24 protein-coding genes and 1 riboswitch are annotated in these 25,057 nt (G+C 57.7%); of the genes, 19 read left to right on the forward strand and 5 right to left on the reverse strand.

Annotation, left to right across the window (positions count from 1 at the left end; translation table 11 throughout):
* Positions 1–97: 97 nt before the first annotated feature.
* Positions 98–919 (forward strand): ABC transporter permease, encoded by an 822-nt coding sequence (locus DHN12_RS12745; protein ID WP_108860551.1) that lies wholly within the window; start codon positions 98–100, stop codon positions 917–919.
* On the opposite strand, the gene DHN12_RS12750 is transcribed toward DHN12_RS12745, so the two are convergent.
* Complete coding sequence (locus DHN12_RS12750) at positions 916–1,518, reverse strand: alpha-ketoglutarate-dependent dioxygenase AlkB (protein ID WP_108860552.1); 603 nt, start codon at positions 1,516–1,518, stop codon at positions 916–918. The genes DHN12_RS12745 and DHN12_RS12750 overlap by 4 nt on opposite strands.
* Positions 1,519–1,730: 212 nt before the next feature.
* Here DHN12_RS12750 and dnaK point away from each other — a divergent pair, with 212 nt between their 5' ends.
* The 13 genes from dnaK (at position 1,731) to radC (ending at position 13,300) form a co-directional block, all read left to right on the forward strand.
* Positions 1,731–3,641 (forward strand): molecular chaperone DnaK, encoded by a 1,911-nt coding sequence (gene dnaK / locus DHN12_RS12755; RefSeq protein ID WP_108860553.1) that lies wholly within the window; start codon positions 1,731–1,733, stop codon positions 3,639–3,641.
* Between the two features lie 74 nt (positions 3,642–3,715).
* Complete coding sequence (gene dnaJ / locus DHN12_RS12760) at positions 3,716–4,870, forward strand: molecular chaperone DnaJ (protein WP_108860554.1); 1,155 nt, start codon at positions 3,716–3,718, stop codon at positions 4,868–4,870.
* Positions 4,871–4,999: 129 nt separating this feature from the next.
* Positions 5,000–5,105: riboswitch (TPP riboswitch) on the forward strand.
* Positions 5,106–5,150: 45 nt separating this feature from the next.
* On the forward strand, positions 5,151–5,954 hold the full coding sequence (thiD, locus tag DHN12_RS12765) for a bifunctional hydroxymethylpyrimidine kinase/phosphomethylpyrimidine kinase (RefSeq protein ID WP_108860555.1): 804 nt from the start codon (positions 5,151–5,153) through the stop codon (positions 5,952–5,954).
* A complete protein-coding gene (locus tag DHN12_RS12770; protein ID WP_108860556.1) occupies positions 5,951–6,928 on the forward strand; it encodes an FAD-dependent oxidoreductase in 978 nt (325 codons plus the stop codon). The genes thiD and DHN12_RS12770 overlap by 4 nt, the downstream gene beginning before the upstream one ends.
* The gene (gene thiS, locus DHN12_RS12775; RefSeq protein WP_058279229.1) at positions 6,912–7,106 is read left to right on the forward strand and encodes a sulfur carrier protein ThiS; all 195 of its coding nucleotides are present in this window, start codon (positions 6,912–6,914) and stop codon (positions 7,104–7,106) included. Before DHN12_RS12770 ends, thiS begins: the two co-directional genes overlap by 17 nt.
* Positions 7,107–7,109: 3 nt before the next feature.
* Positions 7,110–7,874, forward strand: coding sequence for a thiazole synthase (locus DHN12_RS12780; RefSeq protein WP_108860557.1), 765 nt, complete (start codon positions 7,110–7,112; stop codon positions 7,872–7,874).
* Positions 7,871–8,467, forward strand: a complete 597-nt coding sequence (locus DHN12_RS12785) for a thiamine phosphate synthase (protein WP_108860558.1) — start codon at positions 7,871–7,873, stop codon at positions 8,465–8,467. The genes DHN12_RS12780 and DHN12_RS12785 overlap by 4 nt, the downstream gene beginning before the upstream one ends.
* The gene (locus tag DHN12_RS12790) at positions 8,464–9,426 is read left to right on the forward strand and encodes a HesA/MoeB/ThiF family protein (protein WP_108860559.1); all 963 of its coding nucleotides are present in this window, start codon (positions 8,464–8,466) and stop codon (positions 9,424–9,426) included. Before DHN12_RS12785 ends, DHN12_RS12790 begins: the two co-directional genes overlap by 4 nt.
* Before the next feature lie 20 nt (positions 9,427–9,446).
* The gene (locus tag DHN12_RS12795; protein ID WP_108860560.1) at positions 9,447–10,382 is read left to right on the forward strand and encodes an ABC transporter substrate-binding protein; all 936 of its coding nucleotides are present in this window, start codon (positions 9,447–9,449) and stop codon (positions 10,380–10,382) included.
* The gene (gene tenA, locus DHN12_RS12800; RefSeq protein WP_108860561.1) at positions 10,379–11,053 is read left to right on the forward strand and encodes a thiaminase II; all 675 of its coding nucleotides are present in this window, start codon (positions 10,379–10,381) and stop codon (positions 11,051–11,053) included. Before DHN12_RS12795 ends, tenA begins: the two co-directional genes overlap by 4 nt.
* A complete protein-coding gene (locus tag DHN12_RS12805; RefSeq protein WP_108860562.1) occupies positions 11,050–11,778 on the forward strand; it encodes an ABC transporter ATP-binding protein in 729 nt (242 codons plus the stop codon). Before tenA ends, DHN12_RS12805 begins: the two co-directional genes overlap by 4 nt.
* Entirely contained in the window at positions 11,775–12,509 is a 735-nt protein-coding gene (locus DHN12_RS12810; protein WP_108860563.1) for an ABC transporter permease, read from the forward strand. The genes DHN12_RS12805 and DHN12_RS12810 overlap by 4 nt, the downstream gene beginning before the upstream one ends.
* Before the next feature lie 35 nt (positions 12,510–12,544).
* Positions 12,545–13,300 (forward strand): DNA repair protein RadC, encoded by a 756-nt coding sequence (radC, locus tag DHN12_RS12815; protein ID WP_108860564.1) that lies wholly within the window; start codon positions 12,545–12,547, stop codon positions 13,298–13,300.
* A gap of 3 nt (positions 13,301–13,303) precedes the next feature.
* On the opposite strand, the gene DHN12_RS12820 is transcribed toward radC, so the two are convergent.
* From DHN12_RS12820 to secA, 3 genes are all read right to left on the reverse strand, one after another.
* Positions 13,304–14,860, reverse strand: coding sequence for a phosphate ABC transporter substrate-binding/OmpA family protein (locus DHN12_RS12820; RefSeq protein ID WP_108860565.1), 1,557 nt, complete (start codon positions 14,858–14,860; stop codon positions 13,304–13,306).
* Between the two features lie 24 nt (positions 14,861–14,884).
* Positions 14,885–15,811 carry a hypothetical protein gene (locus tag DHN12_RS12825; RefSeq protein ID WP_108860566.1) on the reverse strand — a complete coding sequence of 309 codons (927 nt, stop codon included), beginning with the start codon at positions 15,809–15,811 and terminating at the stop codon, positions 14,885–14,887.
* Between the two features lie 100 nt (positions 15,812–15,911).
* Complete coding sequence (gene secA, locus DHN12_RS12830) at positions 15,912–18,629, reverse strand: preprotein translocase subunit SecA (protein ID WP_108860649.1); 2,718 nt, start codon at positions 18,627–18,629, stop codon at positions 15,912–15,914.
* A gap of 176 nt (positions 18,630–18,805) precedes the next feature.
* Here secA and DHN12_RS12835 point away from each other — a divergent pair, with 176 nt between their 5' ends.
* The 3 genes from DHN12_RS12835 to mutT are packed head-to-tail and all read left to right on the forward strand — an operon-like array spanning position 18,806 to position 21,281.
* Positions 18,806–19,654, forward strand: a complete 849-nt coding sequence (locus tag DHN12_RS12835) for a peptidylprolyl isomerase (protein ID WP_108860567.1) — start codon at positions 18,806–18,808, stop codon at positions 19,652–19,654.
* A 5-nt stretch (positions 19,655–19,659) separates the two neighbouring features.
* Positions 19,660–20,886, forward strand: a complete 1,227-nt coding sequence (argJ, locus tag DHN12_RS12840) for a bifunctional glutamate N-acetyltransferase/amino-acid acetyltransferase ArgJ (protein WP_108860568.1) — start codon at positions 19,660–19,662, stop codon at positions 20,884–20,886.
* A complete protein-coding gene (gene mutT, locus DHN12_RS12845) occupies positions 20,883–21,281 on the forward strand; it encodes an 8-oxo-dGTP diphosphatase MutT (RefSeq protein WP_108860569.1) in 399 nt (132 codons plus the stop codon). Before argJ ends, mutT begins: the two co-directional genes overlap by 4 nt.
* 72 nt (positions 21,282–21,353) lie before the next feature.
* Here the strand turns inward: mutT and DHN12_RS12850 are convergent, their stop codons facing one another.
* Positions 21,354–21,788: a hypothetical protein gene (locus tag DHN12_RS12850; RefSeq protein WP_159090023.1), complete on the reverse strand. Its 435-nt coding sequence runs from the start codon at positions 21,786–21,788 to the stop codon at positions 21,354–21,356.
* A 410-nt stretch (positions 21,789–22,198) separates the two neighbouring features.
* Here DHN12_RS12850 and DHN12_RS12855 point away from each other — a divergent pair, with 410 nt between their 5' ends.
* Positions 22,199–24,142, forward strand: a complete 1,944-nt coding sequence (locus DHN12_RS12855; RefSeq protein WP_199913509.1) for an AMP-binding protein — start codon at positions 22,199–22,201, stop codon at positions 24,140–24,142.
* A 78-nt stretch (positions 24,143–24,220) separates the two neighbouring features.
* A complete protein-coding gene (locus DHN12_RS12860) occupies positions 24,221–25,039 on the forward strand; it encodes an ABC transporter ATP-binding protein (RefSeq protein WP_058275088.1) in 819 nt (272 codons plus the stop codon).
* Positions 25,040–25,057 lie beyond the last annotated feature (18 nt).

A 25,057-nucleotide genomic window follows, 5' to 3' on the forward strand; every position in this document is an offset into this window, starting at 1 on the left:
TGATCGAAATCCTTGTGGGCCTTATGATGCGGCGGTTACGGAACGGCAAGAATTTCGTGGCAGTTTGCAGGCAGTTCAGCGGGAAAGAGTGCACGGAGTGTTCTATTTTAAGCGAAAACAGACGCTTTTAGGCAGCGCTTTCACGACTGCTGAGCTTATCTATCATGCGGTTGTGCAAGGGATACGATCAAAACACGCGAATGCCGTGATCGCGATCATCATCAATATCGTGCAAATTCTCGCACTTGTGACCGTTTTTTATCTGATCTTGTCGATGTTGGGCACACGTGTGGCCAAGATCCGGGGTAACTTTATCCTGTTTCTCTTATCAGGTGTCTTTCTGTTCCTGACTCACATCAAAGCCGTCGCGACCGTCGCTGGCGTGGCTACAGGAAACAACCCGATGATGCTGCACTCTCCGATGAATATGATGGTCGCATTGTTGGCGACTGCCTTCGGATCGCTTTATACGCAATTGGTTTCGATCCTTGTGATCCTCTTCGCCTACAGCGTTATGATTGAACCGCTGGAGATCCAAGAACCCGGCGGTGCGTTCTATATGCTGATCTTGGCCTGGTTTACGGGATGTGCGGTGGGTGTTGTTTTCATGGCGCTCAAGCCGTGGTTCCCCGGGACTTCTGAAATTCTCAAAAACTTGTACCGACGCATGAACATGATTTTTTCGGGAAAAATGGTTGTAGGGAATGCGTTGGGTGGCTTTTTGCTGAGTTTCTTTGCCTGGAACCCTTTGTTTCACATAATTGACCAATGCCGTGGCTTTATCTTTCGTAACTACTTTCCGCGTAACTCCAGTTGGGAATACGCGCTTTGGGTTGGGCTGGCCTTGCTGACAATTGGATTGCTGGGAATTTTTTACACCCGCCAACATGTGTCGGCTAGTTGGGGCGCGCGCCGCTAGTTTGCCACCCGTAAGGTCAGGTTGATCCGTCCGCCTTTGGGCAACAACTTGGATGAACCGAAACGGATGCGGTCTACCCCGTGATAGGTCAGGCGGGCGGGGCCGCCCATGACCACAACGTCGCCGGAGTTCAGCCAGATCGACTCGGTCTTGCCGCCCCGGCTTTCGTTTCCGATGCGGAAAAGGGCGTCGTCGCCCAGGGATATCGACAAGACGGGCCAAGAAAAATCTGCCTCGTCCTTGTCCTGATGCAACCCCATGCGCGCACCTTCGCCGTAATAGTTGATCAGACAGCAATCCGGATCGCGTTGGGTGCTGGCAAGCTTGCGCCAGATGCCCAGTATCGTATCAGGAATGTCTGGCCACACCGTTCCTTTAGGGTGCTGCGCCTGATATCGATAGCCCCCTTTGTCTGTGACCCAGCCAAGCGCTCCGGCTGAGGTCATGCGCACCGACATTTCCTTGCCCGAAGGCGTAACCGGCCGGAACAGCGGCGCAGATTTCAGAATCGGGCGCAACGCCTCAATCAGTTGCGTTTGTGCCGCAACGTCCAGATAGGCTTTTCTGATGTCAAATCCGCGCAAATGCAGCCGCGCCATCGAAGATTCCCCAATCCTTGCCAAAACCTTGCCAAAAAGGCCGCAGATTCCCGAAAACCTGCCTTTTACACCGCTTGCAGGCCTCTGATCTCGCCCTTATATACGCCGGGACGCGCGATGGTGTAGTGCTGTTGCGCAAACCAGATCGGGACCGGATGCCATAACGGGTCCGGACCTCGAGACATCGCCTTGAAGAGAAAGGGATTGAACATATGGGAAAAGTAATCGGTATTGACCTCGGCACCACCAACTCGTGTGTGGCCATCATGGACGGCTCTCAGCCAAAGGTCATTGAAAACGCAGAAGGGGCGCGGACCACGCCCTCGATCGTCGCCTTCACCGAAAATGAGCGTCTGGTCGGTCAGCCTGCAAAACGTCAGGCGGTCACCAACCCCGACAACACGATCTTTGGCGTCAAGCGTCTGATCGGTCGTCGTGTGGATGATGCAGAAGTCCAGAAGGACAAGAAAATGGTGCCGTACGCCATCGTGGATGGCGGCAACGGTGACGCGTGGGTGGAAGCCCGCGGTGAAAAATACTCCCCAAGCCAGATTTCGGCCTTCACTCTGGGCAAGATGAAGGAAACCGCCGAGAGCTATCTGGGTGAAGAAGTCACTCAGGCGGTCATCACCGTTCCCGCGTATTTCAATGACGCCCAGCGTCAGGCCACCAAAGACGCAGGCAAAATCGCCGGTCTGGAAGTGCTGCGGATCATCAACGAACCGACAGCGGCTGCGCTGGCCTATGGTCTGGACAAAGAAGAAACCCAAACCATCGCGGTCTATGACCTTGGTGGTGGTACGTTCGACGTGACCATTCTGGAAATCGACGACGGGCTGTTCGAGGTCAAATCGACCAATGGCGACACCTTCCTGGGTGGTGAAGACTTTGACATGCGCATCGTCAACTACCTGGCGGATGAGTTCAAAAAGGAACACGGTGTCGATCTGTCCAGCGACAAGATGGCCCTGCAGCGTCTGAAAGAAGCCGCGGAAAAAGCCAAGATCGAACTGTCCTCGACCTCGCAGACCGAGATCAACCAGCCGTTCATCTCGATGGGCGCCAACGGTCAGCCGCTGCACATGGTCATGAAACTGACCCGTGCCAAGCTGGAATCGCTGGTCGGCGATCTGATCAAGAAGTCGATGAAACCCTGTCAGGCCGCATTGAAAGACGCCGGTCTGTCGGCGGGCGACATTGATGAGGTTGTTCTGGTCGGCGGTATGACCCGCATGCCCAAGGTGATCGAAGAGGTCACCAAATTCTTTGGCAAAGAGCCCCACAAAGGCGTGAACCCGGACGAAGTTGTTGCCATGGGCGCCGCCATTCAGGCCGGTGTTCTGCAGGGCGACGTCAAAGACGTGGTTCTGCTGGACGTAACCCCACTGAGCTTGGGCATCGAAACCCTGGGCGGCGTGTTCACTCGTCTGATCGATCGCAACACCACGATCCCGACCAAGAAGTCTCAGGTCTTCTCGACCGCCGAGGACAATCAGAACGCCGTGACCATCCGCTGTTTCCAGGGTGAGCGCGAAATGGCTGCGGATAACAAGATCCTGGGTCAGTTCAACCTTGAAGATATCCCGCCGGCACCGCGCGGCATGCCTCAGATCGAGGTGACTTTTGACATCGACGCCAACGGCATTGTCTCGGTTTCGGCCAAGGACAAAGGCACCGGCAAAGAGCAAAAGATCACCATCCAGGCATCGGGTGGTCTGTCGGACGAAGATATCGACAAGATGGTCAAGGACGCCGAAGAGAACGCCGAGGCGGACAAGGAACGCCGCGAGCTGATCGAGGCGAAGAACCAAGCGGAAAGCCTCATCCACTCGACCGAGAAGTCGATGGAAGAGCATGCCGACAAGGTCGACCCGACCACCATCGAAGCCATCGAGCTGGCGATTGTCGCGCTGAAGGACGAGCTGGAAACCGAGAATGCCGACAAGATCAAGTCAGGCATTCAGAACGTGACCGAAGCCGCCATGAAGCTGGGCGAAGCCATCTACAAGGCGCAGTCTGAAGAGACCGAGGATGAGCCTGCGGCGGCGGATGCTGCTCCGGCTGGTGAAGACGATATCGTCGATGCCGAATTCGAAGATCTTGACGACGAAAAGCGTAAGTAACGGGAAACCGGGCCAATTCGGGCCGGTCCGGTCACCGGGCCGGCCCGATTACGTTGCGGCAGAAGGAAATACTGATGTCAAAACGCGACTACTATGATGTGCTCGGCGTGTCCAAGGGCGCATCAGCGGACGAGATCAAGAAGGGCTTTCGAACGAAAGCCAAGGAATTGCATCCCGACCGTAACAAGGACAACCCGGATTCCGAGGCTCAGTTCAAAGAAGCGAACGAAGCTTACGACGTCTTGCGCGATGCCGAAAAAAAGGCCGCGTATGACCGTTTTGGTCATGCCGCGTTTGAAAACGGTATGGGCGGCAGTGGCCGTCCAGGTGGCGGATTTGGCGGACAGGGCGATTTCTCCAGTGCCTTCTCGGACGTGTTCGACGACCTGTTCGGCGATTTCATGGGTGGCCAGCGCGGTGCTACCGGGGGTGGTCGACGGGCCGCGCGCGGGTCAGACCTGCGTTACAACCTGCGCGTAAGCTTGGAAGAAGCATTCTCCGGTCTGCAAAAGACGATCAACGTGCCTGCCGCCGTGGCCTGTTCAGCTTGTGATGGTTCAGGTGCGGAAGGCGGGGTTGAGCCCACAACCTGCCCGACCTGTTCCGGCATGGGTAAAGTGCGGGCGCAACAGGGCTTTTTCACAGTCGAACGGTCGTGCCCGACCTGTTCGGGTCTGGGTCAAATTATCAAGAACCCCTGTAAGTCCTGCGGCGGCGCCGGGCGCGTCGAAAAAGAACGCGCGCTGTCGGTCAACATTCCGGCCGGTGTCGAAACCGGTACACGCATCCGTCTTGCGGGTGAAGGTGAGGCCGGGATGCGCGGTGGCCCTCCGGGTGATCTATACATATTTGTCGAGGTGTCGGACCACAGGCTGTTCGAGCGCGACAGTGTGAATCTGTATTGCCGCGTTCCGGTAAGCATGGCCAAGGCAGCGCTGGGCGGTTCGATCGAAGTACCCACCATCGACGGTGGCCGCGGTCGCGTGCAAATTCCAGCTGGCAGCCAGTCAGGGCGTCAGATGCGCTTGCGCAGCAAAGGCATGCCCGCCCTTCGCGGCGGCGGCGTTGGCGATATGTTCATCGAACTGGCCGTCGAAACTCCGGTCAATCTGACCAGCCGTCAAAAAGAGCTTCTGCGTGAGTTCGACGATCTGGGCGAAGATAACCACCCGGAATCAAAAAGCTTTTTCTCTTCCGTCAAGTCATTTTGGGACGGTATGAAGGGCTGAGCCCGCACATCTGAACATCAAACAAAAGCCGGTCCGTTGAGGCCGGCTTTTGCATTTTATAAGTCCAGTTTGACCGTGATCTGCACCAAAATTGGCGCTTGATTCCCCCGCCTTCCCCTGAGAGTGTCGCCCCAACCGTTGGGGTGCCCTGTTTGGGGGCTGAGAGGCGTGAACGCGCTAACCCATCGAACCTGATCCGGGCAATACCGGCGTAGGGAACGGTCTTATAGTGCTTAGACGTTTTCCATGCCCGTTGCCCATTTTGAACCGGAGCAACGACATGGCACCCATTGCCTTAACAATCGCAGGATCTGACAGCGGCGGCGGGGCCGGAATTCAGGCAGACCTCAAGGCCATGTCGGCGCTTGGCGTTTTCGGGGCCAGCGTGGTTACCGCCGTGACGGCTCAGAATACCCGCGCGGTTACGGCGGTGCATGGCATCCCTCTGGACGTCATTGCAGCCCAGATCGAGGCTGTTCTGACCGACCTGGATGTTGGTGCGATCAAGATCGGAATGCTGGCGACCCCTCAGATCATCCAATGTGTCGCAGACAGTATCGCCGAATTTGATGGGCCGGTAGTTTTGGATCCGGTCATGATTGCGAAATCCGGCGATGCGTTGTTGGCAGAAGAGGCGGTGCAAACCCTGCGCGACGTATTGTTGCCACGCGCGACCGTGTTGACGCCAAACCTGCCCGAAGCAGCTTGTCTGCTGGGCTCTGAGTCTGAGGATGGCCTCGAACAGATGATCGCACAAGGGCAAGATCTGTGTGCACTTGGCGCTGGCGCGGTTCTGATGAAGGGCGGTCACGGCAAGGGTGACATCTGCCATGACATATTGATCTCACATTCGGGCGTGATTGCTCAGTTTCAAGCGCCGCGCCGACAGACCCGCAACACCCACGGAACCGGCTGCACCCTGTCCTCATCCATAGCGGCCGGGTTGGCCAAGAGTTCTTCGCTGACCGAGGCCGTGGCGCAAGCACATGACTATCTGCAGGGCGCTATCGCTCAGGCCGATGCTTTGAACATCGGACAAGGTCACGGGCCTGTTCATCACTTCCATCAGGTTTGGCCCGCGTGACCGTCTGGTCGATCATAGGGGCAGGTGTGGCCGGGTTGGCCGTTGCTTCGGAACTTGTCGCGCGCGGGGCCAAGGTTCAGGTGTTTGATCCCGGTGGTGCACCTGGGCCGCATGGCTGCTCCTGGTGGGCGGGCGGAATGTTGGCACCTTGGTGCGAGTATGAAAACGCCGAGGAACCTGTCCTGCGTCTGGGGCAAATGGCAATCGACTGGTGGGCCAAGCGAACTCAGGTCCACAGGCGTGGCACACTGGTTGTTGCTAACCCACGGGACCTGCCGGATCTACGTCGTTTCGCCCGACGAACGGAGGGATTTTCTGAAGTTGATGACCGAAAAATTACCTTATTAGAGCCTGATCTCCACGGTTTCGAAAAGGGTCTCTACTTTGATGCGGAAGCCCAATTGAATCCACGTCAGGCCTTGTTGGATCTGTCACACCAGCTTCAGGATCACGGTGTTGAGTTCCATCATGCGCGCGCGCCGACGGGATTGGACCACGCCATTGATTGCCGAGGTCTGCACGCGCGCGAATACCTGCAGGACTTGCGCGGCGTGAAGGGTGAGATGCTGGTGATCCGGTGCCCAGACGTGACACTGACCCGGCCTATACGCCTGCTTCATCCACGCGTGCCGCTGTATATCGTTCCACGCGGCGACGGCGTCTACATGCTGGGCGCCACGATGATCGAATCCGAGGACAGCAGCCGAATTACCGCACGCTCGATGCTTGAGTTGCTGAGCGCAGCCTACGCCCTGAACCCCGCCTTTGGTGAGGCTGAAGTGTTGGAAATCGGCGTCGATCTGCGCCCCGCTTTCCCCGACAACCTGCCGCGTATTCGGCGGCTGGGACCGACAATTTACGCCAATGGACTCTATCGCCACGGCTACCTGCTGGCTCCTGCACTGGCAAAGGGTGTGGCTGACCTGGCGTTGGACAACAAGCATTCGGAGATGGTTGATGAAGATCGTACTTAATGGCGAGATGCGCGAGGTGCAGGCCGGAACTCTTGCCGACCTATTACAGGAATGTGGGTTTTCGGGCCGGGTGGCGACGGCTGTGAACGAGGGTTTTGTGCCCTCAAGCCTGCGCAAAGCTCGCAAAATCAAGGATGGCGATCGGATCGAAGTCGTCGCCCCGATGCAGGGGGGCTGAACGATGAAGACGTTCTATGGCACACCTCTGTCGAACCCGTTGATGCTGGGCACCGCGCAATACCCCAGCCCTGCAATTCTGGAACACGCATTTCGGAACAGCGGGGCCGGTGTGGCCACTGTGTCCTTGCGACGCGAAGCTGGCGCAGGGCAAACCTTTTGGCAGATGGTCCGCGATCTGAGCGTTCTTGTTCTGCCCAACACAGCAGGTTGCCATACGGTGAAAGAAGCCGTGACGACGGCCCACATGGCGCGTGAGGTGTTTGACACCAAATGGATCAAGCTGGAACTGATCGGGCATACCGACAGCCTCCAGCCTGATGTGTTCCAACTGGTCGAAGCCGCGCGCATTTTGACCGAAGACGGGTTCGAGGTGTTTCCCTATACCACGGACGACCTGATCGTGGGTGAGCGCCTTTTGGCGGCAGGGTGTGAAGTTCTGATGCCTTGGGGGGCCCCGATTGGTTCGGGCCGCGGTCTGAACAACGAATACGCCCTGCGCGCAATGCGCGCTGAGTTTCCCGAAATACCACTGGTGATTGACGCTGGTATCGGCCTGCCCAGCCACGCCGCACATGCGATGGAGCTTGGGTATGATGCCGTTCTGCTGAACACCGCCGTAGCGCGGTCCGGAGATCCGGTCGCAATGGCCAAGGCGATGAAGCTGGCCATTGAGGCCGGGCGATTGGCCTATCAGGCCGACCCGATCGAAGCGCGCGATATGGCCGAAGCCTCGACCCCCGTTATCGGAAAGGCGTTTTTGTCATGAACCTCGACCGGTTTTATCCAATCTTCGACCATTCCGACTGGCTGCGCCGGATGCTTCCCCTGGGCGTGAAGCTGGTTCAGCTCCGGATCAAGGACCAGCCGGACAAGGTCGTGCACGAACAGATCGCGATTTCGCGGGATCTGTGCCGTGCGCATGGTGCTGTTCTGGTGGTGAATGACTATTGGCGGGTTGCCATCGACGCAGGCTGCAACTGGATTCATCTGGGACAAGAGGATCTGGATGACGCAGATCTAAAGGCGATCCGACGCGCAGGGCTGAAACTGGGTGTCTCGACCCATGACGATGACGAGCTTGAGCGTGTTCTGGCCATGACCCCCGATTATGTCGCGCTTGGTCCCGTCTACCCAACGATCCTGAAAAAGATGAAATGGGAACAACAAGGCCTTCCTCGGGTAACTGAATGGAAAGCGCGGGTTGGGGATATCCCTTTGGTCGGTATTGGCGGGATGAGCGTCGAGCGCGCGCCGGGCGTCTTGCAGGCCGGGGCGGATATCGTCTCGGTCGTGACCGACATCACTCTGAACGCAGATCCCGAAACCCGCTTACGTGCGTGGATCGAGGCCACCAGATGAGCCGCTACGCCCGTCAGATGATCTTGCCGGAGGTCGGCGTGAGTGGACAGGCTCGCCTGTCCGACGCTCGGGTTCTTGTGGTGGGGGCCGGGGGGCTGGCAGCGCCGGTTTTGCCTTTGCTGGCTGGTGCTGGCGTCGGATCTTTGACCATTATAGACCCCGATGAAGTCGCCCTGTCGAACCTCCATCGCCAGACCTTGTTTGTCGAAGGGGACTGTGGCCGCCCCAAAGCCGAAGTCGCGGCTGAGCGGTGTCAGGCCTTAAACTCTGAAATTACGATCTCCACAAAAAATCAGGCTCTAACTAGTTTAAATCCGCAACATTTTGTCTCACAAGCCGACGTCATTCTCGATTGCGCAGACAGTTATGCTGCAAGCTATACGTTGTCGGATACGTGTCGCGCGCTGGGCAAACCGCTGATAAGCGCCTCGGTGCTGGGGTTGTCCGGCTATGTTGGCGGTTTCTGTGGCGGCGCTCCATCTTTGCGCGCGGTTTTTCCCGACGCGCCGGTCAGCGGTGCAAGCTGTGCCACCGCCGGAGTGTTGGGTCCGGTCGTTGGAATGATTGGCGCAATGCAGGCGCAAATGACGCTGAGCGTTATTCTCGGGCTGGACCCTTCGCCACTCGGGCAGATTGTTCAGTTCGATGCCCGGACGATGCGAAGCAGCACGTTCCGCTTTAACGATGCGCCTGAGCCCAACCATCACTTCCCGTTTGTGTCGGTCTGCCAACTGACCACGGATGATCTGATCATCGAGTTGCGGAGCCCGGATGAGGCCCCTGAACCCATTCATCCCAAAGCGCTCCGCGGGTCTCCTGAATCGTCAAGACATGAGCCTAACAAAAGAAAAAGGCTGGTACTTTGCTGTGCCACCGGCCTGCGTGCGTGGCGTGCCGCCGAAAAATTGCAACCGGATTGGCCGGTCGAGATCGTTCTCGTCGCGGCCTCAACCTCGTGAATGAAAAGGATACGCGAGATATGAAAAAGCTGATGACAGCAATTGCCCTGCTGGCCGCCGCGCCGGCCTGGGCCGAAGACAAGATGACCGTTCTGCTGGATTGGTTCGTTAACCCCGACCACGGGCCTATCATCGTGGCGCAAGAGAACGGATACTTTGCCGACGAGGGGCTGGAGATTGAGATTGTGCCACCCGCCGACCCATCGGCCCCTCCGCGTCTGGTTGCCGCCGGTCAGGCTGATCTGGCGGTGTCCTATCAGCCGCAACTTCACCTGCAAATCCATGAGGGCCTGCCGCTGAAGCGCGTCGGCACCTTGGTCGCGACGCCGTTGAACTGCCTGCTGGTGCTACAGGACGGTCCGATCAAAACGCTCGCCGACCTCAAGGGCAAAAAAATCGGCTTCTCGGTCGCGGGCGTTGAAGAGGCCGTTCTGGGCGCCATGCTGAACGCCCATGATGTCGCGCTGGATGATATTGAGATGGTCAACGTCAATTTCTCGCTGTCGCCCTCGCTGATGACGGGACAGGTGGATGCGGTGATCGGTGCCTTCCGGAACTTTGAGCTGAACCAGATGGACATCGAAGGCGTCGCGGGCCGTTGTTTCTACATCGAGGAAGAAGGGGTACCGTCTTATGATGAGCTGATCTATGTCGCCAATCCCGACACGATGGATGCCGACAAGGTCGCCCGTTTCCTGGCCGCTACCGAAAAAGCGACCCAGTTCATCGTTAACAACCCGGAAAAAAGCTGGGATATCTTTGCCGCCACCTCACCCGAACTGCAGGATGAACTGAACGCGCGCGCTTGGGTGGATACACTGCCCCGCTTCGCGCTGCGCCCGGCGGGGTTTGATGCAGGTCGCTATGCCCGTTTCGAGGCGTTCCTGAAAGACAGCGGCATGATCGACAGCATCAATCCGGTCAGCGACATCTCAGTAGATGTGACCGTGCAATGAGCGACTATGGCAAAGCATTTGCGCTTATGCGCGATGCCGCGCAGGGGCCATGGCGGGATTACACCCGTCATGCCTTTGTCGAAGGGATGAAGGACGGAACTCTGCCGCGTGCGGCGTTTCTGCATTACTTGCGGCAAGATTATGTGTTCCTGATTCATTTCTCGCGCGCCTGGGCGCTGGCAATCGTGAAATCGGAAACACATGCGGAAATGTTGGCAGCCTCGCGCACCGTGAATGGGCTGATCAGCGAAGAGATGAAGCTGCATATCGGGATCTGCGAGGCTGAAGGCATCCCGCAGGACCAGCTGTTTGCCACGCCGGAACGTGCCGAGAACCTCGCCTATACGCGGTTCGTGCTTGAGGCCGGTTTCAGCGGCGATTTGCTGGACCTGCTGGCGGCGCTTGCGCCTTGTGTGATGGGCTATGGTGAGATTGGCACAAGACTGGCGACCGAGGCGACGTCTGACACCTATCGCGATTGGATCGCCACCTATGCCAGCGATGACTACCAAGATGCCTGCGTGGCGGTTGGGGAATTGTTGGATATGGCTCTAACGAGGCGTATTGGCGAGAATTTCGAAGCATCCCCGCGTTGGACTCGTCTGTGCCACACCTTCCGTACCGCGACCGAGTTAGAGGTCAATTTTTGGCAAATGGGCCTGACCCCATGACCCCAGCCCCCGATCTGACCGTCCGTGGTTCGGCTGCGATTGGCGACGCGCTATTGTTCGCGCGGTTGACCCTGACGCTTGCAGCAGGGCGGTGGACGTGTCTGCTGGGTGGATCGGGGGTCGGCAAAACCACCATTCTGCGCCTGATTGCTGGCTTGGACACTGGCGCAGAGTTCACCGGTCAGATTACCGCCAGTGACGGGCAATCTGTGCGGGAGCGGGTAGCCTACATGGCGCAAGACGATCTGTTGCTGCCTTGGGCGACTGTGGCGCGGAACGTCTTGTTGGGTGCGCGGTTGCGCGGAGAAAAGCCAGATTTGCGCCGCTGTGATCAGCTGATCGAACGGATGCGCCTGCAGGATCATATGACGAAGAAGCCCGGCGAACTCTCTGGTGGGCAACGTCAACGCGTGGCCTTGGCTCGCACGTTGATGGAGGATCGGCCCATCGTTTTGTTGGATGAGCCGTTTTCGGCCCTCGACGCCCGCACCCGCGCGGATATGCAGGACCTTGCGGCCGAAGCGTTACAGGGCCGAACTGTTCTGCTGGTCACCCATGATCCGGGCGAGGCTGCGCGGTTGGGTCAATCCATCGTGGTCATGACGCAGAACGGCATAACGCCCTGCCAGCCCCCACACGCACCGGCCCCGCGCAAGGTGGACGATCTGGAAACGCTGGAAACGCAAGGCGCGCTACTGCGGCTGTTGCGGGAGGAGGCGGCATGAAACTGCTGTCGGGCCTTGCCGCCACTCTGTTCGCGTTGGCAATCTGGCAGGCAATCGTCTCGGCAACCGGCCTTCCGAAATTCATTCTTCCCGGCCCTGCTTTGGTGGCTGAGACCTGGTGGCAAAACCGCTGGATCATTGCTGAACACACATGGGTCACGGCCGTTGAGGTCATAATCGGCCTGGCCTGCGGGACAGTATTGGGGGTCGTTACCGCGCTGCAACTGGCGAATTCCCGCGCTGCGCGGGTGCTGGTGCAGCCAATGCTGGTGTTTACGCAGGCGCTGCCGGTCTTTGCTCTGGCTCCGTTGCTGACCCTTTGGCTGGGCTATGGTCTTTGGTCCAAGGTCGCAATGGCAGTGCTAATCATCTATTTCCCGATCACCTCTTCCTTTTTCGACGGGTTGATGCGCACGCCGCCCGGATATCTTGATCTTGCGCGGACGATGCAGGCCAGCCGGCGCGCCGTGTTGTGGCACATTCGTATCCCCGCAGCTTTGCCCTCATTGGCTTCGGGCATGCGGCTGGCGGCCGTCTATGCCCCGATCGGAGCGGTGATCGGCGAATGGGTCGGGTCGTCGCAAGGGTTGGGGTACCTGATGCTGCTGGCCAATGGGCGGGCCAAAACCGATTTGATGTTTGCGGCGATGCTGACGTTGGGGGTGTTTTCGATCCTGTTGCACATGGTTGTCCGACGGGCAACTGCAGGCATTGCGGGTGAGACGCGTTAACCATTCAGAAACCGATTCTGCGGCACGGTGGTCCCATGACTCAGGACGCCTTTGCCGAAGCCCCGATGCTGTTTGAAACCGACGAAGCCCCGGTGCAACCGCTGCCGTCTGGTCGCTTGCCGTCGTATATCAAAGATCACCGCAAACGTTTGCGCGAACGGTTCATGTCTGGTGGGTCGGCGGCAATGCCGGATTACGAATTGTTGGAACTTGCCCTGTTCCGCTCGATCCCCCGGCAGGATGTCAAACCCCTGGCCCGTGCGCTGATGGATACGTTTGGCGACTTTAACCGCGTGCTGACCGCACCCGAAGAACGGCTGCGGCAAATCAAAGGCGTCGGTGATTCGGTGATCACCGACCTGAAAATCCTTGAGGCTTGTGCACATCGGATGACCCGCGCGCGGGTCATGCAACGGCACGTCGTATCTGGCTGGGACGCGCTGCTGGATTATTGCCATACGACGATGGCCCATCGCGAGACTGAGCAGTTTCGCGTGTTCTACCTTGACCGCAAGAACGTACTTATCGCGGATGAAGAACAGGCCAAAGGCACTGTCGACCACGTTCCCGTCTATCCGCGTGAGGTAGCCAAACGCGCGCTGGAGCTGAATGCCTCGGCGCTAATCTTGGTACACAATCACCCATCGGGCGATCCGACACCTTCGCAATCGGATATCGATATGACCAACCGAATTCAGGATGCCTGCGTCGCGCTGGGCCTGACGCTGCATGACCATCTGATTATTGGCAAATCGAATGAGTTGAGCTTTCGGTCCGAGGGCTATTTGTAAGGGTTACTGAACCCAGACCTCGACCCTACGATTGACTTTGCGACCCCAGTCCGTGTCATCACAGGCCATAGGCATCGCCTCGCCAAATGCGTCCACGGCGATCTCGACGCTATCCGGAATGGCTGTTTCTACCGCCGATAGCACCGCGTTGCGCACGGTTTTTGCCCGCAGCAATGCGATTCTGGCATTGGATGAGGCCGCGCCGTCACCATCACTGAAACCGACAAAGGTCAGTTTGCGCGCGTCGATGGCTCCGGTTTCAAGGGCATGGGCCAATTGCCGGATGTTTGAGCGTGACTGCGCATCGGGTCTTGAGGAACCTGCCTCGAACCGGAACGACAGCGACAGGCGCGATTGCGGGCGCAGCGTGTCGATCATGCGCTGCAACTCTTCCAACCCGACCTCGGCACCACCTGAAACCACTGCGTTGGCCAGACGATCTCCTTGCAACCCGATCCGCATGGTTTCGGGTTCTTGATCCACAAATCCGGCATCGCGGATCGCCATCTGTGCCTCGGCGCTTTGCGAATAGGCCAGGAATTGCCGTGCGATGCGGGGCAGGCGGATTTCCGGCAGATACAGGAACATCGGCGATGTCAGCGGATAGTCTTCGGTCTTGATGGATTGCCGCGTGGCGGTCAGCGCGTGACCGCAACCGCCGGTCAAAGGCAGGCCCCGGGCAGGCCCAACCTCGGCATGGCTGGCGATACCGATGGCAAAGGGGTCGTCAGCAACAGCGCGAACCAGATCGCTGCTACGGGTGTGACGGACGATTCCCTCGGCCAGCGTGGATTGAGCGGGGGCCAGCAACCGATCCTCAACCCCTTGCGCCAAACCTGAACCGGCGTCTGGTAAGTGCAGGGAAACGGGCGCATCAGGTCCTCCTAATTCAGACCAGTTTTGGATCTCGCCGGAAAACACGCTCATCAGTTCTGCGGGCGAAATTTGCCGCACCGGGTTTTCCCGGGCCACAATTGGGACCAGCGCGTCCAGCGCGATGACCCGGGATCGCCTTGCATCTGCCAGATCACCCAGACCAGCGGTCTGCGCAGCCTCCTGTTCCGATGGGCGAATTTCACGCAGTGCCATGACGATATCGGTCTCATCGGCGATCAGATCCGCAAAGCCGCTACCTGTGTTGTTGGGGGCGAAATAGAACCGTCCCACAGGAGCATCGCGCCCGGTCTGGTGAAGCTCGTAGGTGAATGCGCCCGAATCCAAACGCTGCGGCGTCGCCGACATCCCCTCTTGCTGGGCGAAACCAACGATCAGGGCCGGCAGTACCTTTTCCGCCATGACGGAGGAACCAGAGAACCGAACCTCGGCCACGAAATCCGTAAGGTTGGGGCAGGCGGGTCCTTCGCAGGTCACACCCGACCCATCCACTGTCAGCTCACCGAACTGCGTATCCACGCGATAGAACTCGCCATCAAAGCTCAGCAGGTTGCCTGTGACCTCGACCTTGCCGTCTTGCGAGGTCAGCGTGATATCCTGTGCGTGCACATATGACGCCAGAGTCACCGAAATCAGTGTGGCCACTGCCACACGAAAAAATGTCATAAGAAAGTCGAGCCTGCCTGCGGTTTAATTTGCCGCGATTGTCAGGTCTTGGAGCAGATTATTCAACACCAGAAAATCACCGGCCTGCGTGCAATCCGGCATGGGCAGCGTCAAATCGCGCGACCGCAGGCGGCGATCGCCACGCAGCTCGAGTGATTGAACGGCCAAATCCCGGCCGCAATTTGCCTCGGTCACTTCGGCCTCCACCGTCAGTTCGATCGAACCGGTCTGGCTGGTTTCGCCTGCAGGGAAGGAATAAATTTCGATATTCTGCGCGTCGCCGAACGCCTGTTGGCCCAGATGCACGACCTTACCCGCACCTTTCGCGTCAGGGTTCGACGATACATGTCCGGCGGTTCCATAGCTGGCCCCAAATTCCAGCGCATGGATCTGCAGGTCTGTCTCACCCTGCCATTGCAGTGCGATGCGGTTGTAGTTGGCCAGGTCGGGGATGTGAGTGGTGGCTACGGTCCCGGTCTGATCATCTACCGAGATCAGAAAGATCGCATATTCCGACAGGGCCGGGATCGTCAGATCCAAAGCGCCGTTTTTGTCCGTTCGTTGGGTAACTGTTAGTCCGCTGTGATGGATTTCGATCCGTTCATTGCCGTGGCAGGGGGCTTTGACGGTCAGGCGCGCCGCAGCGCCGGGGACGGATTTTGCGCGGGCACTGAGAGTGCAGCTTTTCTGATCAGAGGGGGTCGATCGGGCGGGTTGCAGGGCTCGCCGCGATGCCTTGATGTCGGTGGTTGCATCAGCGGCCGGAAGCGAGGAGGTCAGAACAATTCCTTCCAGCCCGGCAATCACCGAGGACTGATTGGCGGCAGCCACAGTTACAGGAGCCTGCGCGCCATCCGATTGCGCTGGCGATCCATTTTGCATCAGGTAACCAATGGCTAAGGCACAAGCGACGGTGCCGCCAGTGGTCACGTAATTCTTTATTACAAACAAAACACCCTCCCCAGTTGAAGGAGCGAGTCGCATCCTGAAGTTGAATCACGGCCAATATGTGGCCGTGAAACGGACTCAATGTGTTTTGATCAAGGTGACGTTAGGTCAGTCGGCCGTGGCAATGTTTGAATTTCTTGCCCGATCCACACGGGCAGAGATCGTTGCGCGACGGGTTCCCCCAAGTCGAGGAATCGTCTTCGACAAAGCCGGGGCGTGCATCGCCTGAAGCCTGAGCTTCGGCCAGTGCTTCGGCCTTATCGGTAGCTTGATCCACCGCCTGTTGTGCCTGTGCTTGCTGTGCCTGCATCTGTGCCAGCATCTCGCGCTGTTCCTCTTCGGTCAGCGGACGGACGCGCGACAATTGCTGAGTCACGGTTTCGCGCAGACTGTCGAGCATGGACTCAAACAACTGGAAGCTCTCGTTCTTGTATTCATTCAGCGGGTCGCGCTGGGCGTAACCGCGGAATCCAACGACCGAGCGCAAATGTTCCAGCGTCAGCAAGTGCTCGCGCCATTTACTGTCGATCGTCTGCAGCAGAACCTGCTTTTCGATGTTGCGCATATTTTCGGGACCAAAGGCCGCCGCCTTTTGCGCCATCATCTCATCGGCAGCATTGACCAGACGCTCGCGCACCTGTTCATCATCGACGCCTTCCTCGGCGGCCCAGTCCTGTACGGGCGCATCGATGGTCAGCTTTTCCTTGATCGCCTCGTGCAGACCGTCGGTGTCCCACTGATCGGCATAGGTTTTTGGCGGCATGTGTTCGTCGATCAGATCGTCGATCACCTGTTCGCGCATGTCCGAGACGATCTCGGACAAGTCATCGGTCGACATGATCTCGCGCCGCTGGCTGAACACCACTTTACGCTGGTCGTTCATCACGTCGTCGAATTTCAGAACGTTTTTGCGCATGTCAAAGTTGCGACCTTCGACCTTGGACTGTGCGCGTTCCAGCGACTTGTTCACCCAAGGATGAACAATTGCCTCGCCTTCTTTCATGCCCAGCGTGGTCAGAACCTTGTCCAGCCGCTCTGATCCGAAGATGCGCATCAGGTCGTCTTCGAGACTCAGGTAGAACACGGTACGGCCCGGGTCACCCTGACGGCCCGAACGACCGCGCAGCTGATTGTCGATCCGACGGCTTTCGTGACGTTCGGATGCCATGACGTAAAGACCACCGGCCGCCAGAACCTTTTCCTTTTCCTCGGCGTGGCGGGCCTCTTCCTTGGCTCGTAGCTCGGCAGGATCGGCCTCGGGGTTTTCGGCCAGCGCCTGCAGCACATTCATCTCGACATTGCCGCCCAGCTGAATGTCGGTGCCGCGGCCAGCCATGTTGGTGGCAATGGTCACCGCACCATACCGGCCGGCATCGGCCACGATCTGTGCCTCTTGCTCGTGCTGGCGGGCGTTCAGAACGTTATGTTCGATGCCTTCCTTTTGCAGCAGCTGGCTTAGCAGTTCGGATTTCTCGATCGAGGTTGTGCCCAAAAGAACCGGCTGGCCCTTTTCCTGCGCTTCTTTGGTCTCATTGATCATCGCGCCGTATTTCTCATCGGCAGTGCGATAAACCTGATCGTCTTCGTCAAGACGGGCAATCGGCCTGTTGGTCGGAACCTCGACCACGCCCAGACCGTAGATTTCGGCGAATTCTTCGGCCTCGGTCAGCGCGGTGCCGGTCATGCCGCCCAGCTTGTCATACAGGCGGAAGTAGTTCTGGAAGGTCACACTGGCCAGTGTCACGTTTTCAGGCTGAATCTGCACGCCTTCCTTGGCTTCGATGGCTTGATGCAGGCCTTCGGACAGGCGGCGACCTGGCATCATCCGGCCAGTGAATTCGTCGATCAGAATGACGTTGCCGTCACGGACGATATAGTCTTTGTCACGTGTAAACAGCTTGTGTGCGCGCAGACCCTGGTTGACGTGGTGAACGACTGTGGTGCTTTCCGGATCATACAAAGTATGGCCTTCCGGGATCAGACCGTTGGCGTTCAGCTGTTGTTCCAGGAATTCGTTTCCCTCATCCGTAAAGGTCACGTTCCGGGACTTTTCGTCCAACGAGAAATGGTCATCCTGCAGCGACGGGATCAGGGCGTCGATGGCGGTATACAGGTCCGAGCGGTCCTCGGACGGGCCCGAGATGATCAGCGGCGTCCGCGCCTCGTCGATCAGGATCGAGTCGACCTCGTCCACAATCGCGAAATTGTGGTACTTTTGGTAAATCTGATCCAGTTCCGCTTTCATATTATCGCGCAGATAATCAAAGCCCAACTCGTTGTTGGTGGCATAGGTGACGTCACAGGCGTAGGCGGCTTTTTTCTCGGCGTCCGGCTGACCAGACCAAATCACACCGGTGGTCATGCCAAGGGCACCAAACACCTTGCCCATCCATTCGGCGTCACGCTTGGCCAGGTACTCGTTTACCGTGACCACGTGCACGCCCTTGCCGGTCAGTGCGTTCAGATAGGCGGGGAAAGTGGCAACCAACGTCTTGCCCTCACCCGTTTTCATCTCCGAGATATTGCCCTGATGCAGGAACGCGCCGCCCATCAGCTGTACGTCAAAGGCGCGCAGACCCAGCGCGCGTCTGGCACCTTCGCGAACGTTGGCAAAGGCTTCGGGCAGCAGGTCGTCCAGCGCCTCACCATCAAGTGCGCGTTTACGCAGTTCGGCGGTCTTTTCGATCAGGCCCTCATCGGACAGTTTTTCGAACTCAGGTTCCAGCGCATTGATCTTTTCGACCAGCGGGCGGGTCGCCTTGATCTTGCGGTCGTTCGGTGTTCCGAACACCTTTTTGGCGAGCGTTCCGAGTCCCAGCATGTTCACTCCAGCGGATCTGTTCTTGTCTTGGTTGCGACAGGCTTGCCCACCTTGCTTGCAACCCATAGATACGGGGGATGAAAGGCGGCCCTGTCCAAGGCTTCAAAGCGATGTAAGCGGCAGGTCCCAGAGTGTCAACGCCACGCCCCGTCGCGGCAAAGAAATAGGATGATTCCATGCCCAAAGGCCTCACTTTTCTGCCATCGCTGGCTCTGGCTGCTGTGATGGTGATGCCGGTTGCTGCCGAAACCAAGCCGGACGCGGATACGGTTGTCGCCAATGTGAACGGGGATGAAATCACACTGGGTCACGTTATCGCATCTGTCGCGGCGCTGCCGCCGAATTACTCCGAGGTCGAAGATGATGTTCTGTACGAATTCGTCATCGAGCAATTGATCCAGCAGCAATTGCTGGCGCAGCAGCAGGACGATCTGAACCGGCTGAACCAGTTGGGACTGGAAAACGAAGGCCGGTCCATGCGGGCGGTGCAGACAGTAAATGCGTTGCTGGGCGATGTTGTGACCGAAGAGTCAATTCAGGCAGCCTATGACGCGGAATTCGGCAACTTCGAAGGCGAAGATGAGTTCGACGCCAGCCATATTCTTGTAGCTACCGAAGAAGAAGCCAAGGAAATCAAAACCCTGCTGGATGACGGCGGCGATTTTGCCGAGACGGCCAAGGAAAAGTCGACCGGCCCATCGGGTCCGAATGGCGGGTCATTGGGATGGTTTGGCAAGGGCCAGATGGTTCCGGAATTCGAAAACGCCGTTGTTTCGTTGGAAAAGGGTCAGATCTCGGATCCGGTGCAAACACAGTTCGGCTGGCACCTGATCATTCTCAACGACACGCGAAAATCCGAAGCGCCGGGGCTTGATGCCGTCCGTGAACAGCTGGCCCAGTCTCTTCAGCAGGACGCGATTCAAGCCAAGATTGACGAGCTGACGCAGCAGTCGCAGATCGAACGTCCCGCTTTGGACGGTGTTGGCCCCGAGGTCATCCGTCAGATCGATCTGATTCAGGAGTAACCCCAGTGGCCGCGATCACCAAGGTTTCGCCGCTCGCGCCAGCGGGTTTTCCCGATCTGCCTGCCATTGACGGTGTGCGTTTTGCCACCGTCGAGGCTGGCGTGCGTTATCAGGGCCGCACCGACGTAATGTTGGCGGTTCTGGATCCAGGCACATCTGTGGCCGGGGTGTTCACTCGATCGGCCACCCGCGCTGCCCCCGTGCTGGACTGTCAGGACAAGATCGGCGGGTCCAGCGATGGGCCAGCGGCGATTTTGGTGAATTCGGGCAATGCCAATGCCTTTACAGGTCATTATGGTCAAACCTCGGTGGCTGAGGTCACGCAAGCAGTGTCCAAAGCGACCGGCGTTGCAGTCGAACGCGTCTTCACCTCTTCCACCGGCGTGATTGGTGAGCCGCTGCCCCACGACCGCATCGTGGCACAGCTTGAGGCGTTGAAGGCGGGCCTCAGCCGACACGCGATCGAGGACGCAGCGCGGGCGATCATGACCACGGATACCTTTCCAAAAGGGTCCAGCGTAAAGGTCGAGATTGACGGAAGAACAGTCTCTATCGCAGGGATTGCCAAGGGGTCAGGCATGATCGCGCCGGATATGGCGACGATGCTTGTCTACATCTTTACCGATGCACAGGTCGAACAGTCCGCCCTGCAGGCGATGCTGAGCGCCCAAACCGACCGGACATTCAACTGTATTACCGTGGACAGCGACACCTCGACCTCGGACAGCCTGTTGCTCTGTGCAACTGGAGCTTCGGGCGTAGATGCCACCGGCAACCCGGCGTTTGTCGAGGCGCTGGAAAGCGTGATGCTGGATCTGGCGCAACAGGTGGTGCGCGACGGTGAAGGTGCTACGAAATTTGTGGAAATTCGTGTAACCGGTGCCGCGTCGGATACGGACGCCAAGGTGCATGGGCTGGCGATTGCCAACTCACCGCTGGTTAAAACGGCTATTGCTGGTGAAGACCCGAACTGGGGCAGGATCGTTATGGCCATCGGCAAATCCGGTGCCGCCGCTGACCGCGACCTGCTGAGTATTTCCTTCGGGGATATTCTGGTTGCCGAAAAGGGCTGGGTCAGCCCGGATTACCGTGAGGATGACGCCGCCGCCTATATGAAAGGTCAAGACCTTGTGATTGCGGTCGATCTTGGGCTGGGCGAAGGCAAATCCACCGTTTGGACCTGCGATCTGACCCACGGCTATATCGAGATCAACGCGGATTATCGCTCGTGAAGACCTTACTGGTGTCCGCTGTCGCCCTGATCGACATTGAGGGCCGGGTGCTTCTGGCCCAACGACCCGAGGGCAAATCTATGGCCGGTCTCTGGGAATTCCCCGGTGGCAAGATCGAACCCGGCGAAACCCCCGAGGCCGCCCTGATCCGCGAATTGCACGAGGAACTGGGCATCGACACCTGGGCCTCATGCCTCGCCCCGCTGACCTTTGCCAGCCATAGCTATGACGAATTTCACCTGCTGATGCCGCTGTTTGCTTGTCGTAAATGGGAGGGTATTCCGCAGTCGAAAGAGGGGCAGGCGCTGAAATGGGCCCGTGCGAATGAGTTGCGGAACTATTCGATGCCTGCGGCGGATGTGCCGCTGATTCCGATTTTGCGGGATTGGTTATAGCAGAAAACGACAAAGGCATTCGAGTTGATAAGCCCGGATATAGTGTATTCGGACAAAGCAGATGCCTCAGATTTAGTCGAAATTGCAATTTCCTTGGAACACTAAGATTGTCGGGACAAAATCGTTTTCAGCTTGTTGCACAGTCAGCGTGGCCGGGGGATTGTTCGGGTCAAATCCGATAGAAAAATGCCGAAAAAAGGCTCTATGGATGGCCAGGGTATACACACCTCTATCGTCCATGTTGCTGGCGACAGCAATGGTCGGTGAATGACTGTGGCCTCGAAGTGGAACTACGCCGATTAAATCCAAGTCATTAACGTTTAAATTTAGTTCTCCTTCTTTTTCTGTGAGAATGACCTCTACTTTTTCTCCTTCTGTACTCTTGAGAGTGCAGCTTATTACGATTTCGGATTGATTGCTTTTCTCCCCAATTGCCGGAGAACAAGCAAGTCCTGCCAAAAAAAGCATAAATGTAACTGACACAGTTTGAAAAAGTCGAACTGGCATTTATCCAAGCATTGCAACACAGCTTACTAGATCAACGTATGTGTTTGTTTTGAAACTGTCCATTTGGGCTTGAAGATGCCCTTCATGCACGCCGCATACCCATGGCCATATTCTCAAACTCAGCAGCCTTTTGGCGAATAAGTGGAGCGCAAACTCAAGCTAGCTTTTTGAAGCACCTAACTTTGCAGTTTGTGCAACTTGTACAAACCGGAAGATTACGTCTCTACCCCTGTTACAATTCGTAAGAATTGAGAAAACATCAGGAAAAAGTTGACGCTGATCTTTCCTGCGTCCCTTATCGGGGCGTTGGCGTCCGGGGTTGATCCTCGGGTTTGCCATTTCCGGCTCGGAGGAGGGGTCGGATGGGGAGGAGAAAGATATTGGCTCAGACGCAGTCGGGCGCTGAAGGGATGCACTCTCTTCCGGCGCTGCTACACCGCAATGCGACCCGGTTCGGGGACGCCCCGGCCTACCGGGAAAAGGAATTCGGAATCTGGCAATGCTGGACCTGGGCCGAAACGGCCAAGGAAATCCGTGCGATTGCCCTGGGCTTTCTGGAACTTGGCGTCACAAAAGGCGACCACATCGCAGTGATCGGGCGTAATCGTCCGGCGCATTACTGGTCGATGGTTGCGGCTCAGATGGTGGGTGCTGTGCCGGTGCCGCTTTATCAGGACGCAGTCGCCGAAGAGATGGCCTATGTGCTGGATCATTGCGGCGCAAAATACGTCGTCTGTGGTGATCAGGAGCAGGTCGACAAGGTCATCGAGATTCAGGAGAACCTGCATCAGGTCAAACACATCCTCTACACCGACAAGCGGGGGATGCGGAAATACGATCACAGCCAGATGAACGCACTGGACGATCTGATGGCCGAAGGCAACGCCGGTCACGTGCGTTTCGATGCGGAACTGGACCGCCGGATTGCCGAGATCGAATACGACGGAACTTGCGTCATGCTGTATACGTCGGGCACCACGGGTAAACCCAAGGGTGTAGTGCTGTCGAACCGCAACGTGATCGAAAGCGCCAAGAACTCCGCCGAATTTGATCATTTGAACCGGAACGAAGACATCCTGTCTTACCTGCCGATGGCTTGGGTTGGCGATTTCATCTTTTCCATCGGTCAGGCCTATTGGTGCGGCTTCTGCGTGAACTGCCCTGAAAGCGCCGACACGATGATGACGGACCTGCGCGAAATCGGGCCGACTTATTTCTTCGCTCCGCCGCGGGTTTTTGAGACTCAGCTGACCAATGTGATGATCCGGATGGAGGACGCTGGCAAACTGAAGCAACGGATGTTCCACCACTTCATGGCGCATGCCAAGAAAGTGGGTGGCCTGTTGCTGGACGGCAAGCCGGTGAGCTTTGGCGACCGCGTGAAATACGCGCTGGGCAGTATGTTGGTCTACGGGCCGCTCAAAGATACGCTGGGTTATGGCCGCTTTCGCGTTGGCTATACGGCGGGTGAGGCGATCGGCCCGGAGATTTTTGATTTCTACCGCTCGCTCGGCATCAACCTGAAACAGCTTTACGGTCAGACCGAAGCGACAGTTTTCATCACGGTTCAGCCGGATGGTGAAGTGCGCGCCGATACAGTTGGCGTGCCTGCCCCGGATGTGGAACTGAAGATCGACGACAAGGGTGAGATTCACTATCGCTCACCCGGTGTGTTCGTTGAGTATTACAACAACCCGGACTCAACCGCCTCGACCAAAGATGCCGAAGGCTGGGTGGCCACTGGGGATGCGGGGTTCATCGAGGAAAGTTCGGGGCATCTGCGGATCATCGACCGCGCAAAGGATGTGGGCAAGATGGCCGACGGGTCGATGTTTGCGCCGAAATACGTCGAGAACAAGCTGAAATTCTATCCCGACATCCTTGAGGTTGTTTTGTTCGGAAACGGCAAGGACCGCTGCGTGGCCTTTATCAACATCGACCTGACAGCAGTGGGCAACTGGGCGGAACGCAACAACGTAGCCTATGCGTCTTATCAGGAACTGACGGCAAATCCCCGTGTGTTAGAGACGATTCGAAATCACGTGGAAGAGGTGAACAAGTCTGTGGCCGCTGACGAAATGTTGTCGGGCTGCCAGGTGCATCGCTTTGTGGTGCTGCACAAAGAACTGGACGCGGATGACGGTGAGATGACCCGTACGCGAAAAGTGCGTCGCGGATTTGTCGAGGACAAGTTCAGTGACATCATCGATGCGCTTTATGACGGGTCCAAGCAGGTCTCGACCACGACCGAAGTGACTTATGAGGACGGGCGAAAGGGTTCGATCAGCGCAACGCTTGAGATTATCGATGCACCGGTCGTGCCGGTTGCTCAGCACAAGGTGGCGGCGGAATGAGGGCCGGTCATGCGCCGCTCGACCTGTGGTCATCACCCCGCCCGCCGTCCCGTTTTTCCGCAAGTCAGGGAGTGACTGATGCTGGATAACTCCGAAGGATATGTCACCGAAGATGGCCGCAAGATCGGCGGCGTGGTGATGGAGATGAAGAACATCACCCTGCGCTTTGGCGGTGTGGTGGCGATCAAGGATATCTCGTTCGACATTCGTGAAGGCGAGATCCGCGCGATCATCGGTCCGAACGGCGCCGGTAAATCCTCGATGCTGAACGTGATTTCAGGGTTCTATATCCCGCAGGAGGGCGAGGTCTGGTTCCATGGGGCAAAGCGTCCGCAGATGCGCCCTTATGAAGTTGCGCGGCAAGGTATTGCCCGGACGTTCCAGAACATTGCCCTTTTCGAAGGCATGAGCGTGCTGGACAACGTCATGACCGGGCGGCTGAACTATATGAAAACCAACCTCTTTCAGCAGGCCATGTGGAAGGGCAAGGCTGAGGCGGAAGAGGTTGAAAACCGCGAAGCGGTCGAGAAAATCATCGACTTTCTCGAAATTCAGCACATCCGCAAGACGCCGGTTTCCCGCCTGCCTTACGGGTTGAAAAAGCGGGTCGAGTTAGCCCGCGCTTTGGCGGCCGAGCCTAAACTGTTGCTGCTGGACGAACCAATGGCCGGCATGAACGTTGAAGAGAAAGAGGACATGAGCCGCTTTATCCTCGACGTGAATGACGAGTTCGGCACCACCATCGCCCTGATCGAGCATGACATGGGCGTGGTGATGGACCTGAGCGACCGCGTGGTCGTGATGGATTACGGCAAAAAGATCGGCGACGGTACCCCGGACGAGGTGCGCAGCAATCAGGAAGTCATCGACGCCTATCTGGGGGTGAGCCATGACTGAGCAACTGACAGACATGAG

Source organism: Ruegeria sp. Alg231-54, assembly GCF_900143525.1.
Lineage (GTDB): Bacteria > Pseudomonadota > Alphaproteobacteria > Rhodobacterales > Rhodobacteraceae > Ruegeria.